Origin of the sequence: Pseudoalteromonas phenolica, assembly GCF_044788725.1 — a bacterium.
GTDB classification, from domain to species: Bacteria; Pseudomonadota; Gammaproteobacteria; order Enterobacterales; family Alteromonadaceae; genus Pseudoalteromonas; species Pseudoalteromonas phenolica_C.
In genome coordinates, this window is the sequence record NZ_CP173162.1 from 566,018 (window position 1) to 580,397 (window position 14,380).

Annotated in this window: 14 protein-coding genes; 11 read left to right on the forward strand and 3 right to left on the reverse strand. The window is 42.7% G+C overall.

The features are described 5' to 3' along the window. Positions 1–2 precede the first annotated feature (2 nt). The 3 genes from alaS (at position 3) to csrA (ending at position 4,124) form a co-directional block, all read left to right on the forward strand. Complete coding sequence (gene alaS, locus ACH784_RS20040; protein WP_404395417.1) at positions 3–2,606, forward strand: alanine--tRNA ligase; 2,604 nt, start codon at positions 3–5, stop codon at positions 2,604–2,606. A 14-nt stretch (positions 2,607–2,620) separates the two neighbouring features. Further along, entirely contained in the window at positions 2,621–3,841 is a 1,221-nt protein-coding gene (locus ACH784_RS20045; protein WP_404395419.1) for an aspartate kinase, read from the forward strand. A 91-nt stretch (positions 3,842–3,932) separates the two neighbouring features. Continuing rightward, the gene (gene csrA, locus ACH784_RS20050) at positions 3,933–4,124 is read left to right on the forward strand and encodes a carbon storage regulator CsrA (RefSeq protein ID WP_058031817.1); all 192 of its coding nucleotides are present in this window, start codon (positions 3,933–3,935) and stop codon (positions 4,122–4,124) included. 61 nt (positions 4,125–4,185) lie between these two features. Here csrA and ACH784_RS20055 read toward each other — a convergent pair whose 3' ends face one another. Then, positions 4,186–4,653 (reverse strand): YcxB family protein, encoded by a 468-nt coding sequence (locus tag ACH784_RS20055; RefSeq protein ID WP_404395421.1) that lies wholly within the window; start codon positions 4,651–4,653, stop codon positions 4,186–4,188. A gap of 440 nt (positions 4,654–5,093) precedes the next feature. On the opposite strand from ACH784_RS20055, the gene ACH784_RS20060 reads away from it, so the two are divergent. Genes ACH784_RS20060 through ACH784_RS20070 form a run of 3 tightly spaced genes read left to right on the forward strand, consistent with a single transcriptional unit; the run spans position 5,094 to position 8,265 of the window. Further along, a complete protein-coding gene (locus ACH784_RS20060) occupies positions 5,094–5,330 on the forward strand; it encodes an OadG family transporter subunit (protein ID WP_404395423.1) in 237 nt (78 codons plus the stop codon). Positions 5,331–5,344: 14 nt separating this feature from the next. Further along, complete coding sequence (oadA, locus tag ACH784_RS20065) at positions 5,345–7,126, forward strand: sodium-extruding oxaloacetate decarboxylase subunit alpha (RefSeq protein ID WP_404395425.1); 1,782 nt, start codon at positions 5,345–5,347, stop codon at positions 7,124–7,126. An 8-nt stretch (positions 7,127–7,134) separates the two neighbouring features. Beyond that, the gene (locus ACH784_RS20070) at positions 7,135–8,265 is read left to right on the forward strand and encodes a sodium ion-translocating decarboxylase subunit beta (protein WP_404395427.1); all 1,131 of its coding nucleotides are present in this window, start codon (positions 7,135–7,137) and stop codon (positions 8,263–8,265) included. 79 nt (positions 8,266–8,344) lie between these two features. On the opposite strand, the gene ACH784_RS20075 is transcribed toward ACH784_RS20070, so the two are convergent. Then, complete coding sequence (locus ACH784_RS20075; protein WP_404395429.1) at positions 8,345–8,527, reverse strand: hypothetical protein; 183 nt, start codon at positions 8,525–8,527, stop codon at positions 8,345–8,347. 194 nt (positions 8,528–8,721) lie between these two features. On the opposite strand from ACH784_RS20075, the gene ACH784_RS20080 reads away from it, so the two are divergent. After that, positions 8,722–9,312, forward strand: coding sequence for a DUF938 domain-containing protein (locus ACH784_RS20080; protein ID WP_404395431.1), 591 nt, complete (start codon positions 8,722–8,724; stop codon positions 9,310–9,312). Here ACH784_RS20080 and ACH784_RS20085 read toward each other — a convergent pair. Continuing rightward, complete coding sequence (locus tag ACH784_RS20085) at positions 9,292–10,419, reverse strand: GNAT family N-acetyltransferase (RefSeq protein WP_404395432.1); 1,128 nt, start codon at positions 10,417–10,419, stop codon at positions 9,292–9,294. The two genes, ACH784_RS20080 and ACH784_RS20085, sit on opposite strands and share 21 nt — an antisense overlap. Positions 10,420–10,879: 460 nt before the next feature. Between ACH784_RS20085 and ACH784_RS20090 the strand changes: the two genes are divergently transcribed. The 4 genes from ACH784_RS20090 (at position 10,880) to prpC (ending at position 14,352) form a co-directional block, all read left to right on the forward strand. After that, on the forward strand, positions 10,880–11,089 hold the full coding sequence (locus tag ACH784_RS20090) for a cold-shock protein (RefSeq protein WP_058031834.1): 210 nt from the start codon (positions 10,880–10,882) through the stop codon (positions 11,087–11,089). Positions 11,090–11,549: 460 nt separating this feature from the next. Then, positions 11,550–12,209, forward strand: a complete 660-nt coding sequence (locus ACH784_RS20095) for a GntR family transcriptional regulator (RefSeq protein ID WP_404395433.1) — start codon at positions 11,550–11,552, stop codon at positions 12,207–12,209. 58 nt (positions 12,210–12,267) lie between these two features. Beyond that, positions 12,268–13,146, forward strand: a complete 879-nt coding sequence (prpB, locus tag ACH784_RS20100; RefSeq protein WP_404397001.1) for a methylisocitrate lyase — start codon at positions 12,268–12,270, stop codon at positions 13,144–13,146. An 84-nt stretch (positions 13,147–13,230) separates the two neighbouring features. After that, positions 13,231–14,352 carry a 2-methylcitrate synthase gene (prpC, locus tag ACH784_RS20105; protein ID WP_404395434.1) on the forward strand — a complete coding sequence of 374 codons (1,122 nt, stop codon included), beginning with the start codon at positions 13,231–13,233 and terminating at the stop codon, positions 14,350–14,352. Positions 14,353–14,380: the final 28 nt, after the last annotated feature.

Genomic DNA, 14,380 nt, shown 5'->3' on the forward strand with positions numbered 1-14,380 from the left:
AGATGCAGCAAATGACTACCGCACAGTTAAGGCAAGCGTTTTTAGACTTCTTTGCCAAACAACAACACCAAGTTGTCCCTTCAAGTTCGCTAGTGCCAGGTAACGACGCGACGTTACTTTTCACTAACGCGGGTATGGTGCAATTTAAAGACGTATTTTTAGGTGGCGAAAAGCGCCCTTACACGCGAGCTACGAGCTCACAGCGTTGTGTTCGTGCTGGTGGTAAGCACAATGACCTTGAAAATGTAGGTTACACTGCACGTCACCATACTTTCTTTGAAATGCTTGGTAACTTCAGCTTTGGTGATTACTTTAAGCAAGATGCAATTAAGTTTGCATGGCAGTTCTTAACAGAAGTTGTTCAGTTACCAAAAGAAAAGTTGATGGTAACGGTTTATCACACTGATGATGAAGCGTTCGATATTTGGGCAAAAGAAGTGGGCGTGCCTGAAGACCGTATCATCAAAATTGATACGTCTGATAACTTCTGGTCTATGGGTGATACAGGCCCTTGTGGTCCATGTTCTGAAATTTTCTATGATCATGGTGAGCACATTTGGGGTGGTCCTCCGGGTTCTCCAGAAGAAGATGGTGACCGTTTCATCGAAATCTGGAACCTAGTATTCATGCAATACAACCGTCATGCTGACGGCACAATGGAGCCACTACCTAAGCAGTCAGTTGACACAGGTATGGGTCTTGAGCGTATTGCTGCAATCTTGCAAGGTGTTCACTCAAACTACGAAATCGACTTATTCCAAAACCTAATTAAAGCTGCAGCTTCTGTGACAAATGCGCAAGACTTAGAAGATAAGTCACTTCGCGTTGTTGCCGATCACATTCGTTCATGTGCTTTCTTAGTGGCCGATGGCGTGATGCCTTCAAACGAAGGTCGCGGTTATGTTCTGCGTCGTATTATTCGTCGTGCAGTTCGTCACGGTAACAAGCTAGGCGCAGAAGGCGCATTCTTCTTTAAGCTTGTTGCGGCACTTGTTCAAGAAATGGGTGAAGCGTATCCAGAGCTTGCTAAGCAACAAGAAATTATCGAAAAAGTGCTACGTATTGAAGAAGAGCAGTTCGGTAAAACATTAGACCGCGGTTTGGCAATTCTTGAAGAAAACCTTGCAGACCTTAAAGGTGATGTGATCCCGGGTGACGTAGTATTCAAACTTTACGACACTTATGGTTTCCCAGCTGACTTAACTGCTGATGTTGCGCGTGAGCGTTTCATGACAATCGATGAGCGTGGCTTCCAAGAGTGTATGGAAGTTCAGCGTAAGAAAGCTCAGCAAGCGGGTAAGTTTGGTGCTGACTACAATGAGCAACTTAAGTCTGAAAAGTCGACTGACTTTAAAGGGTACGATGCAACTCATTACAGCGGTACTGTGGTTGAACTATTCAACCAAGGTGAAGCCGTTAAAGTACTAGAAGACGGTCAAGAAGGCATTGTTGTACTAGACCGTACACCGTTCTACGCAGAGTCAGGTGGTCAGGTTGGTGATACTGGTTCATTAAAAGTGGCCGGTGGCGAGTTTGTTGTTACTGACACCACGAAACTAGGCAATGCATTTGCACACCACGGTAAAGTAGTTGGTCGCATTGGTGTAAACGATAAGGCCGATGCACACATTGATGCTGAGCGTCGTGAACGTATTAAGAAGAACCACACGGCAACTCACTTAGTACACGAAGCATTACGTCAAGTCGTTGGTGAGCATGTTGCACAGAAAGGCTCATTAGTGATGCCAGATCGTTTACGTTTTGACTTCTCACACTTTGAAGGCGTGACTAAAGCACAGCTTCGAGAAGTAGAAGACCTAGTAAACGCCGAGATCCGTAAGAACTTCGCACTACAAACAGAATTAATGGACATCGACGAAGCGAAAGCAAAAGGTGCGATGGCGCTATTCGGTGAGAAGTACGATGATGAAGTACGCGTTGTTTCAATTGGTGATTACTCTATCGAATTGTGTGGTGGTACTCACGTATCGCGCGCTGGTGACATCGGTCTATTCAAGATTGTGTCTGAAGGTGGTATCGCAGCCGGCGTTCGTCGTATCGAAGCGGTAACCGGTGAAGATGCGGTTAACTATGTGTCTGAGCAAGAAGCACAGCTAAGCGAGATTGCAGCGCTTGTGAAAGGTGACGCAAGTAACGTACTTGAAAAAGTTGCAGCCCTAATTGAGAAATCTAAAGGCCTTGAAAAGCAAGTTACTCAGCTTAACGACAAGCTTGCAAGTGCAGCGGGTGCGTCATTAATTGAGTCAGCCGTTGACGTTAATGGCGTGAAATTATTAGTTGCTAATGTTGCTGGTACTGAATCTAAAGCGCTACGCGGCATGGTTGATGATCTTAAGAACAAGATGGGTTCTGGTGTTATCGCGCTAGGTGTTGCGAATGGCGATAAAGTAAGTCTAATTGCAGGTGTGACGAAAGATTTAGTTGGCAAAGTAAAAGCAGGCGAACTAGTCAATCACATGGCAGCACAAGTTGGCGGTAAAGGTGGCGGTCGTCCAGACATGGCTCAAGCAGGTGGTTCTCAGCCTGAAAACCTTGACGCTGCGCTGCAAAGCGTTAATGCATGGGTGAGCGAAAAGACGCAATAATTGCGATGTAACTCGTGGCATTAATTGTTCAAAAATTTGGTGGCACTTCGGTAGGCTCAATTGAGCGTATCGAGGCTGTCGCCGATATCATCATAAAAACCCAACAACAGGGTCATCAAGTCGTTGCAGTTGTCTCTGCAATGTCTGGTGAAACCAATCGTTTAATCTCTCTCGCACACGAAATTGACAGCCGTCCTAGCAGCCGTGAACTTGATGTTTTAGTGACTACTGGCGAACAAGTGACTGCGTCGCTTTTGGCTATGGCCATCATTCGTCGCGGACATCCTGCAATTAGCCTACTTGCCGATCAAATTGGTATTCAAACTGACAACATGTTTGGTAAAGCAAGAATTGAGTCTATCTGTACCGACCGCTTAAACCAAGAAATGGAACATAACCGTATCGTGATTGTGGCGGGTTTTCAGGGGCGAGATCGGGAAGGTAATATCACGACGCTAGGCCGTGGTGGCACAGACACTACGGCGGTTGAGTTAGCGGGTGCCTTGAAAGCGGCTGAATGTCAGATATTCACAGACGTAGATGGTGTTTACACCACAGATCCTCGTATTGAGCCGAATGCGCGTCGTCTAGAGCAAATTACCTTTGATGAAATGTTAGAGATGGCAAGCCTTGGTGCGAAAGTCTTACACTTACGCTCGGTTGAAGCTGCTGGTCACTATCGCTTACCACTTAGGGTATTATCGAGCTTTTGCCACTCAAAGGGGACATTAATTACTTACGAGGAGCCAGATATGAACAAAGCCCCAGTTTCAGGTGTGGCTGCCAGTAAAGATGAGGTGTTAATTACGCTTAAGCAGTTACCAAATCAACCACAGATCTTTGCAAGCCTACTCACCGTATTGGCTGATGCGGGCATTGCGGTAGATATGTTGAGCCAATTAGACCACCAACTTGATAAAATAGACTATGCTTTTACTGTGCACAGTAATGATCATCATCAAGTTATTGAGCTTTTGACACACCAGCAAGAAAGTCTCGGTTTTGTTGAATTGGCGTGTGATAAGGAAGTGGCCAAAGTGTCTGTGATAGGCATTGGCCTGAAGTCTCATGTGGAAGTTATCGCACAGTTTTATACGGCAATGTCTCACGAGAATATTCGAGCTGACTTAGTGACAACATCCGAAATGAAAATTTCGGCTTTGCTGCCGCAAAAGTACCTAGAATTGGCTGTTAGAGCATTGCACAGCACATTTTTATTGGAAAGTATTGAGTAAATTGGTTTTTTTGCTTACTTTTATTAATACTTTTCTTTAAAATGAAATTGACGCGGAATCTTCTAATTTTTGGAATAACAGGAGCAATAGAATGCTAATACTAACTCGTCGAGTGGGTGAAACCCTAATGATTGGTGATGAAGTAACTGTAACTGTACTAGGTGTTAAAGGTAACCAGGTACGTATTGGTGTTAATGCACCTAAAGATGTTTCAGTTCACCGTGAAGAGATTTACATGCGAATTCAGGCTGAAAAGTCTGGTCCTGCAACAGGTAACATCTGATCAGCTTTTAGCGAATAATAAATACCAATTGCATAAAATTGGTCACTAAAGCCACTATTCATTAGTGGCTTTTTTTTTGCGCTAAGATAAAATCAACCGTTTCGTCATTCAATGCACTTAAAGATAAATATTGTGTACCTCGAAGCGAATAGATAAGTAGACCTCTGTCTGTTTTTATAACTTTTGTGATGTCTTGCCAATTAAACACAAATGACTTGTATGGGTTGGCAGCCTTAATTTTTTCTTCGTCAATTTCAACAGTTACATTAGAGCCACTCGCTCTGCTGATCATCTGTCTGGCAACCCACCAAGGACGACGATAGTAATATGAAATGCATTCAATAACTGCCAAAATGATTAAGAAATTTCCCAGGTAGCCATTCTCTAAACCATAAATAGACACTAAACCAAGCAGGGTTAAAAAACCGACTAACGCATATTTAGGTTTGTTAGCTTTACCAAATTTTTCTGACTCATCAAAGCACTCCTGATAGTAAGGCTTATCAAGGGTAAATTCGTGTTTATACATAGCAACTCATTAATCTTTATTTGCTGCCAATTTTATCAAAAAAGAATGGTGTATGCGTATTTGAAATTTTTTAATGTGAGCTGTCGAAGTATAGGCATATATTTTTTATTCAATCATAACGGAGTTTTGCGTAGCGCGTACTTGGTCTTACCATTTTTTGCCTCTGTTTGTGTAACTTGTTTATGTAACCTCTTTATCACTTTTATTTAAAATTATTTAAATAAACCTACGCTATTTTGAATATTTTTCATATTTATCTCAGTAATTCATTCGTTTAATCAGTATTTTACAGTTAAGTTGTTGCTACTGTTCAATTTTTAATATTGGTATTACCAATTTACAATGTTGTTTACAAGTCGAGCTCGTTTGTTATGATGTTGAATAAATATTTATAAAAAATGATTAATGACGCAAAGCGCGTTGTGAAAAAGGGGGAGAACATGGATATAGGCGCATTGTTGCTAGAGGCAGCCAGCTTAATGCTTACCGGCATGGTTGGGGTTTTTGCCTTCTTATCTATCTTAATTTTTGCTGTAAGCAAGTTATCACTTATCGCAGGTGGTGATGAGCCAGTAAAGCCACAACGTCAACCTACTAAACGCCCAACATCAACAGGCGTATCTAACGCGCACATTGCTGCAATCAGTGCAGCTATCGCTCAGTACAGATCAAAATAATAAAGGGGTCCACTATGTCAAAGTTAAAATTAACTGAATTGGTTTTAAGAGACGCACACCAATCATTGCTTGCTACGCGAATGCGCCTAGAAGATATGCTGCCAATCGCAGAGAAACTAGATAAAGCTGGTTATTGGTCTGTTGAGTCTTGGGGTGGTGCAACCTTTGATTCTTGTATTCGTTATTTGGGCGAAGATCCTTGGTATCGCATTCGCGCTTTAAAAGAAGCCATGCCAAATACCAAGCAACAGATGCTTTTACGTGGTCAAAACTTACTGGGTTATCGCCATTATGCCGATGACGTGGTGGAGAAATTTGTAGAACGTGCACATCATAATGGTGTTGATGTTTTCCGTATTTTCGATGCCATGAATGATGTCCGAAACCTTGAAACAGCGATTAAAGCCGCTATTAAAGTCGGAGCGCATGCGCAGGGTACCATTTCTTATACTGTGAGTCCGGTTCACACTTTAGAGATGTGGTTAGAACAGGCGAAAAAGCTTGAGGCCATGGGCTGTCACTCAATCTGTATTAAAGATATGGCAGGGTTATTAAAGCCGTATGATGCAGAAGAGTTAATCACTGAACTTAAAAATACCGTGTCGGTGCCAATTGCCATGCAGTGTCACGCGACAACGGGTTTAAGCACAGCGACATACCAAAAAGCAATCGATGCGGGTATTGATATGCTTGATACTGCTATTTCGTCTATGAGTATGACTTATGGTCATAGCGCCACAGAGACCATGGTGGCTATCACTGAAGGCACAGCGCGTGATACAGGTTTAAACCTTGGTGAGCTAGAAGAGATTGCGAGTTACTTCCGCGAAGTTAGAAAGAAATATGCGGCATTTGAAGGTAGCTTAAAAGGCGTTGATGGCCGTATCTTACTCGCTCAAGTGCCTGGCGGCATGTTAACTAACATGGAAAATCAGCTTAAAGAACAAGGCGCGGGCGATAAGCTAGATGATGTACTGAAAGAGATCCCAGCTGTTCGTAAAGACCTTGGTTTTATTCCGCTGGTGACTCCAACATCGCAAATCGTCGGTACTCAGGCGGTACTAAATGTTCTAACTGGTGAGCGTTACAAGACCATCACAAAAGAAACGGCGGGTGTGTTAAAGGGTGAGTATGGTTCAACCCCAGCTGAAGTTGACTCAGAGTTACAACAACGCGTATTAGATGGCGCAGAAGCGATCACGTGTCGCCCTGCAGATCTGATCGATGCTGAACTTGATAGCCTCGAGGCTGAGCTAGTTGCGAAAGCCAAAGAAGACAACATTGAGTTGGCTGAAGAGCAAGTTGATGACGTGTTAACTTATGCGCTATTCCCTCAAATCGGTCTTAAATTCCTTAAAAACCGCAACAACCCAGATGCGTTTGAGCCGAAACCAACTTTAGTTACCACTGAAAAGCCAGCACCTGCAGCAAAACCGGCTTCTCCACAAAAACAATCAACAGAGCGTTACAGTGTGCAAGTTGATGGCAAAGTTTATGATGTTGTCGTTGCACCAGGTGGTGAACTTAAAGAAGTTCAAGTCAAAGATAGTGAGCTTATTCCACAGTCAGCATCGGTCAGTACGAGTGAAACTCTGAATGCACCACTTGCCGGTAACATCTTTAAGTTACTGGTACGTGCAGGTGATGCTGTAGCTGAAGGTGATGTAGTCATGATCATGGAAGCCATGAAGATGGAAACAGAAGTGCGCGCGACGCACAGTGGTACTGTTGCAAATGTCTTAGTCTCTGAAGGTGACTCTGTCGCAACGGGTGATGCCATGATTGAACTTGCATAGGAGGTCTCATGGACGGGTTGTTAAATTTATGGCAAGCAACGGGCCTTGCCAACTTTACCGTGCCAGCTTTAGTCATGATGGCGGTGGGCTGTGGTTTACTCTACCTTGCTATAGCAAAAGGGTTTGAACCTTTACTGTTAGTACCAATTGGCTTTGGTGCAATATTAACGAATATCCCTGTGGCAGGCATGGCTGAGCCAGGTGGGCTGTTGTATTACGTTTACTATATAGGTATTGATAGTGGAGTTTTTCCGCTGTTGATATTTATGGGCGTGGGCGCGATGACAGACTTTAGTGCGCTTATTGCAAACCCGCGTATGTTACTACTGGGTGCTGCAGCGCAGTTTGGGATTTTCGCGACACTATTCGGTGCAATTGCGCTGAACTTTGTACCGGGCTTTGAATTTACTCTGCAAGATGCTTCTGCGATTGCCATCATTGGTGGTGCAGATGGTCCGACGGCGATTTTCTTGGCATCTAAGCTTGCACCTGAGCTATTAGGCGCGATTGCGGTAGCTGCATATTCTTATATGGCATTAGTACCAATCATCCAGCCGCCTATCATGCGTGCGCTAACATCTGAAGAAGATAGAAAGATTGAAATGCCACAACTACGTCACGTGACAAAGCGTGAGAAAATTGTTTTTCCACTGGCTGTTCTAGGATTAACGATTATGTTCCTACCTTCGGCTGCACCATTAGTTGGTATGTTCTGTTTAGGTAACTTAATGCGAGAGTGTGGTGTGGTTGATAGATTAAGTAACACAGCACAGAACGAGCTAATCAATATCGTGACTATTTTCTTGGGTCTAGCTGTGGGCTCAAAGTTATCAGCGTCAGAATTCTTAACGGTTGAGACTTTAGGTATTTTAGTGCTAGGTGCTTTGGCTTTCTCAATTGGTACAGCGTCGGGTGTATTCATGGCGAAAATCATGAACAAGTTCTCGAAACACCCAATTAACCCATTAGTGGGGGCGGCAGGTGTATCAGCTGTACCAATGGCGGCACGCGTAGTGAACAAAGTGGGTCTAGAGAATAACCCGCATAACTTCTTGTTAATGCATGCTATGGGACCAAACGTAGCGGGCGTACTAGGAAGTGCCGTTGCAGCCGGTATTTTGTTAGCACTTGTTGGCTAAGTTTGATTAGCTAGTAATAAATTTCTTCCAACCTAAAAGCGCAGCCAATTGGCTGCGTTTTTTTTAAGAAAGGATAATATTAATTATATCCATACAGAAAGTTTTGTTCTGTATGTTCTTTCTCTTGTTCTTCGAGCTGCATAAGATTCGCGACTTCTTGTTTGTAAGACTTACTTTTCTTTAAATCTTCTTCATTATTCTCTTTGATGACGCCTTGACTCTTTAATTCAGATGGCATTTGTGTGATCTCTGAAATTTTCATCTTATCTCTCCTCGAGTTGCACGCTTTGAAGTATTGGTATTTCTGTGTAGTTTGTTTTGCAGAAGTTGTACCAAGAAAAACTTATGTAGACACTTTAAGTAGTTATAGAAAAGATTTATTGATCTCGCTTGCTATTTCTTAAATTAATTGCATCAATAACGGGCAGTAACTCCTCAATTTAGTGCAAAACAACCATGACAAAGCCATATTCTCAAGCATGTGAAAACAATAAAGGCCCAATTCTGAATAAGATAAGAACATATCTAACGGGTAAAGAAAAAGTTTTAGAAATAGGAAGTGGTACTGGGCAGCATGCTGTGCATTTTGCAAAGCATCTTCCAAATATAACTTGGCAAACGGCAGATCAAGCCATACTTCATGAAGGTATTAACGCATGGTTAGACGAAGCTAAGCTGAGTAATTTAATTGCGCCTATGACACTAGATTTAAATCATGATTGGCCCGTGACTGAAAAGTACGATGCAATTTACACTGCTAACACGCTTCATATTGTGTCTGAGCCTTTGGTTGAAAAACTAATTATCGGCGCGGCCAAACACAGTCTTTCGCATAGTCATTTATTCATTTATGGACCGTTTAACTACAATGGCCAGTTTACCAGTGAAAGCAATCAAGGCTTCGATGCCATGTTAAGGGCAAGAGACCCACACAGTGGTATTCGGGATCAAGAGTGGGTTGTGTCTTTGGCGAATAAACAAGGTTTTGAGTTAGTTCAAGACCATGAAATGCCAGCGAATAACCGACTATTGGTGTTTAAACGGTAATTTCGCTTCACATTCAATAAAGTACTGCTGTAAGGCTTGGGTTTCTCTTTCGCAATAGTCTTGTAGCGTGATTTTAAACTCAGGTCTAAACAAGGTGTGGTAAGAGTGGCGCCAAACGGGTTCAAAGCCACGGGCGAGCTTATGCTCGCCTTGCGCGCCGGCATCAAAATTGTTGAGGCCTTCTTTTATCGCAAGTTCAATACCTTGGTAATAACATAGCTCAAAGTGAAGCGAGTCATACTGAGATTCAATTGCACCCCAATAGCGGCCATATAGGGTATCGCCTGAAACAAAATAAAGGCTAGTGGCAACAATATCATCATCTTTGCACGCGCAACATAAACGAACGGTATGCGGTAAGTTCTTTATTATCAAGGCGAAAAATTCGCGATTTAAATAGCCTTTATGGCCTGAGCGCTTTAAATAAGTCAGGCGGTAACTTAAATAAAAGGCATCGAGTAATGCCTCATTAATCTCACTGCCTGAAAACCAGCGTATGGTTAAGTTTTGTTGTTGTACTTTTAAGCGCTCTTTACTGACCATTTTTCGCTTTCGAGCATTAAGCGCTGATAGAAAGCCACTGAAGCTTTGATAGCCTTTATTTTGCCAATGAAATTGCACATTGCGTCTTGGGATCAATGTGGTGCTGGCAAAATGTGTGTGTTCAGATAAAAAGTTAAGGTGAATACCGCTAAAGCCTTTCTCACTTAACTCAAGTAAAGCAGCTTCTATATAACCTATTAATTCAGGTGTAATGTGCTTGCAAAGAATACGAGGACCTTGCACTGGGGTAAAAGGTACACCACATAGCCATTTAGGGTAATACTCTAGCCTATACCTTTCATAGGCTTCAGCAAACGCCCAATCAAAGACGTATTCACCGTAAGAGTGGCTTTTTATATAGCCAGGTAAGATAGCCACAATATGATCGTTCTGTTTAATGACAAGATGTTGAGGCTGCCAGCCTGTTTGCCTATTTACACACCCACTTTTTTCCAATGCACTGAGCCAAGCGTAACGGGTGAATACGTGGTCACTTGTCAGTGAATCCCAAACTTGCTCTGAGATGTTTGAAATAGAGTCTATAAAGTCATGCTGATAGGTCATTAGCTTATGGGTAATTAAAAATTAGTTATTAAGCGGATCATATCAGATAGAACGATTACAGCGCATTCGATGAAACCTACAGCGATAAAAAAATAGTGCAATAAATGAGCGCGTATAAAGTGGCTGTCACGCGTTTGCTGGCGCGCATAAAAATGCTTGCTGAGCAATGACTGCATTGATTTTTATACAATAATATTTTGTACGTTAAGAAGCCTGTGAATTTTAATGGATCTACCTGTAATCAAAAATTAATCATTTTTTGACCTGAAATTGTTTGACTTAGCTTGTGAGGGCTTTACTATGAACTTAGACAAAAATTTGTCAGTGTTTATAAATTTCCACCACGTTATTGTATGAGTCATACTTGTAGTACCGTCCTGAAGTTTTTAAGTACCGTCTAGTTTTTGCTCTATGCGCCCACAAGGGCATAGTTAATTTTAAAGATCAGGATATACATATTATGTCTAATACAGTTACTGGTACCGTTAAGTGGTTTAACGAGTCAAAAGGTTTTGGTTTCATTGCACAAGAAAATGGTCCAGATGTTTTCGCACACTTCAGCGCTATTAAAGGTGACGGTTTCCGCACTTTAGTTGAAGGTCAGAAAGTAGAGTTCACATTAGCTACAGGTCAAAAAGGCCCACAAGCTGAGAACATCACTGTACTTTAAGTGTTAATCACTTAACAAGAAAGCAAGCACTAGCTTGCTTTTTTTATATGTGGTGCAAACTAGTGAACGAAGTTCGCGCTGTTTGCGCAAGGTGAAGAGAGCAATTTTAACTACATTAGAACCAGACACCCTATCGAAGCAAGGTTAGTTTTGCGCAAGGTGAATTAAGCAAGTTTAAAAAGTGCTGAGGCATTTTCAAGCTACATGGAAGCAAAACAACACCGAGCCTTATTCACCCCTATTTACAACACAAGAAAGCAACCCTGATAAAAAATTATCCGTTTAATAAAAACCTCACCTTCAATAACCCGCTCAAGAAGACCCCCCTCCCCAACATTCACCAAACTTATAAACACTATATCCAAATATTGTCGACAATTTTGTCGTTTCTAGGTTGACGTGCACGTCAACCACTACTATATTGTCTACAACTTATTAAACACGGCTTTTAAGATTTATTATGTCGATTTTTCAAGAAAATGCTGTAACAGCCTCAGATAAAGCGTTTTTTCGCTTAAGAAAAGAGATTGTTGAAGGTGTTATTCCAGCAGCATCGAAATTAAGTGAAACCGAGTTGTCGACAAAATATGAGGTAAGCCGTGCAGTTGTTCGAGAAGCCATTAATCGTTTAGAAAGCTGCCACTTGGTTGAACGAAAAGCCAATGTGGGTGCACGTGTGGTGGCATTAAGCCCTGAGGGTTTAATTGAACTTTACCAAGTGCGTGAGTCACTTGAAGGCATGGCGGCACGTCTTGCTGCAGCTAATATGTCTGATGACGAAGTAACAGAGCTGAAAATGCTCCTCAATAGCCAATCAGAAAATATCAAAACCACTGAGCGTTATTATCAAGAAGCGGGCGATTTAGATTTTCATTACCGCATTATTCTCGGCAGCAAAAATAATCATTTAATTAATATGCTGGTCAATGGCCTATATCACTTGGTGCGCATGTACCGCGTGCAGTTAGGCATGGCGGGTCCTCGTGTGAGTACCGCTTTTGACGAGCATAAACATATAGTGCAAGCCATTAGCAATCGCGACCCTGAGTTGGCCGAAATGCTGATGCGCCGACACATTATGTATTCAAAAAATAATATCGAAGCCAAGCTAAATCAGTGAGCTTCTTACGCTAATTTTCAGGATAACCAGAGAGATCATCAAGATGACAACAGGAACTATCAGTGCGGGTAAGAAATTCCGCGATGCATTAAAAGCCAATCAACCACTGCAGATCGTGGGCACAATTAATGCCTACAGCGCAATGATGGCGAAGAAAATCGGCCACCAAGCAATTTATTTATCAGGTGGTGGTGTTGCAAATGCCTCTTATGGTCTTCCTGATTTAGGCATGACTTCTTTAAACGACGTTATTGCTGACGTACAACGTATTACTTCAGCATGCGACCTACCTCTGATGGTTGATATCGACACAGGCTGGGGTGGTGCTTTCAATATCGCTAAAACCATTCGTGATATGGAAAAAGCCGGTGCAGCAGCTGTGCATATGGAAGACCAAGTTGCGCAAAAACGCTGTGGTCACCGCCCAAATAAAGAGATCGTATCAACAGAAGAAATGGTTGACCGTATTAAAGCGGCAGTCGATGCGCGTACCGATCCTGATTTCTTCATCATGGCACGCACAGATTCATTCGCACAAGAAGGCTTAGAAGCAGCGATTGAGCGTGCAAAAGCTTATGTTGCCGCGGGTGCTGATGGCATTTTTGCAGAAGCAGTACAAACTGAAGAGCACTACCGTGCATTTAGCGAGGCGCTAGATGTGCCAATTTTAGCGAACATCACAGAATTTGGTAAAACAGAGCTTTGGAACAAAGAAGAACTTGGTGAGTGGGGCGTAGATATGGTGCTTTACCCATTAAGTGCTTTCCGTGCAATGAACAAAGCCGCTGAACTAGTTTATCAAAGCATTTTACAAAACGGCGATCAAAAAGCTGTCATCGATACCATGCAAACTCGTATGGATCTTTATGATTACCTTGGCTATCACGACTACGAGCAGAAGCTTGATGCGTTGTTCGCCGAAGGCAAAAATAAGTAGTAGTAATTTTGAAGTGCAGGCAATGAACCTGCACTCAGCACATATCAATACCCAGCAGGTAAAAATAATTCAGGAGACAACATCATGGCAAAAGTACTAAGCGGTGCAGGCCTACGCGGACAAGTAGCGGGTAAAACAGCATTATCAACAGTAGGTAAATCAGGTTCTGGCCTAACTTACCGCGGTTACGACGTAAAAGACTTAGCTGAAAACTGTCAGTTTGAAGAAGTGGCGCACCTTATCTTAAAAGGTCACCTACCAACGCAAGCAGAGCTAGACGCATATAAAGACAAGCTACGTGCAATGCGCGGTCTGCCGCAAGCCCTTAAAGATGTACTAGAGCGTATTCCAGCAGACGCACACCCAATGGACGTGTTACGTACGGGTTGTTCAATGTTAGGTAACCTTGAAGGTGAAGCGACATTTGATGAGCAACAACAAGTGACAGATCGCATGTTAGCGGTTTTCCCAAGTATCATTTGTTACTGGTACCGCTTTAGCCATGATGGCGTGCGCATTGACGTTGAAACTGATGACGATTCAATCGGTGGTCACTTCCTTACAATGCTACACGGAGAAAAAGCCAAAGAATTACATGAGCAAGTTATGCACGTATCTCTAATTCTTTATGCAGAGCATGAGTTTAATGCGTCAACGTTCACAGCGCGCGTTTGTGCATCAACGCTTTCTGACATGCATTCATGTGTAACGGGTGCGATTGGTTCACTTCGTGGTCCACTGCACGGTGGTGCTAACGAAGCGGCGATGGAACTGATCGAAGGCTTTACTTCACCAGATCATGCAGAAGCTGAAATGATGGGTAAACTTGAGCGTAAAGAAAAAATCATGGGCTTCGGTCACGCGATTTATTCAGAATCAGATCCTCGTAACGAAATTATTAAAGGCTGGTCTGAAAAGCTAGCGGCTGATGTGGGTGACGAGGTGCTTTACCCTGTATCAGTACGTTGTGAAGAAGTAATGTGGCGCGAGAAGAAGCTTTTCTGTAACGCTGATTTCTTCCACGCATCTGCATACAACTTCATGGGTATTCCGACTAAGCTATTCACGCCTATCTTCGTGATGTCTCGTCTAACGGGTTGGGCTGCACACGTGATGGAGCAACGTGCTGACAACCGTATTATCCGTCCTTCTGCGGAATATACAGGTGAAGAGCTACGTCCTGTAACGCCAATTTCAGAGCGTTAATTCAAATCGTATTATCAAAAGTGTGGTG

What these genes read in the sequence shown, in the direction of transcription:
- alaS (WP_404395417.1), top strand. Translation starts at nt 3, where the DNA reads ATGCAGCAAATGACTACCGCACAGTTAAGGCAAGCGTTTTTAGACTTC.
- csrA (WP_058031817.1), top strand. Translation starts at nt 3,933, where the DNA reads ATGCTAATACTAACTCGTCGAGTGGGTGAAACCCTAATGATTGGTGAT.
- ACH784_RS20055 (WP_404395421.1), bottom strand. Translation starts at nt 4,653, where the DNA reads ATGTATAAACACGAATTTACCCTTGATAAGCCTTACTATCAGGAGTGC.
- ACH784_RS20060 (WP_404395423.1), top strand. Translation starts at nt 5,094, where the DNA reads ATGGATATAGGCGCATTGTTGCTAGAGGCAGCCAGCTTAATGCTTACC.
- oadA (WP_404395425.1), top strand. Translation starts at nt 5,345, where the DNA reads ATGTCAAAGTTAAAATTAACTGAATTGGTTTTAAGAGACGCACACCAA.
- ACH784_RS20070 (WP_404395427.1), top strand. Translation starts at nt 7,135, where the DNA reads ATGGACGGGTTGTTAAATTTATGGCAAGCAACGGGCCTTGCCAACTTT.
- ACH784_RS20075 (WP_404395429.1), bottom strand. Translation starts at nt 8,527, where the DNA reads ATGAAAATTTCAGAGATCACACAAATGCCATCTGAATTAAAGAGTCAA.
- ACH784_RS20080 (WP_404395431.1), top strand. Translation starts at nt 8,722, where the DNA reads ATGACAAAGCCATATTCTCAAGCATGTGAAAACAATAAAGGCCCAATT.
- ACH784_RS20085 (WP_404395432.1), bottom strand. Translation starts at nt 10,419, where the DNA reads ATGACCTATCAGCATGACTTTATAGACTCTATTTCAAACATCTCAGAG.
- ACH784_RS20090 (WP_058031834.1), top strand. Translation starts at nt 10,880, where the DNA reads ATGTCTAATACAGTTACTGGTACCGTTAAGTGGTTTAACGAGTCAAAA.
- ACH784_RS20095 (WP_404395433.1), top strand. Translation starts at nt 11,550, where the DNA reads ATGTCGATTTTTCAAGAAAATGCTGTAACAGCCTCAGATAAAGCGTTT.
- prpC (WP_404395434.1), top strand. Translation starts at nt 13,231, where the DNA reads ATGGCAAAAGTACTAAGCGGTGCAGGCCTACGCGGACAAGTAGCGGGT.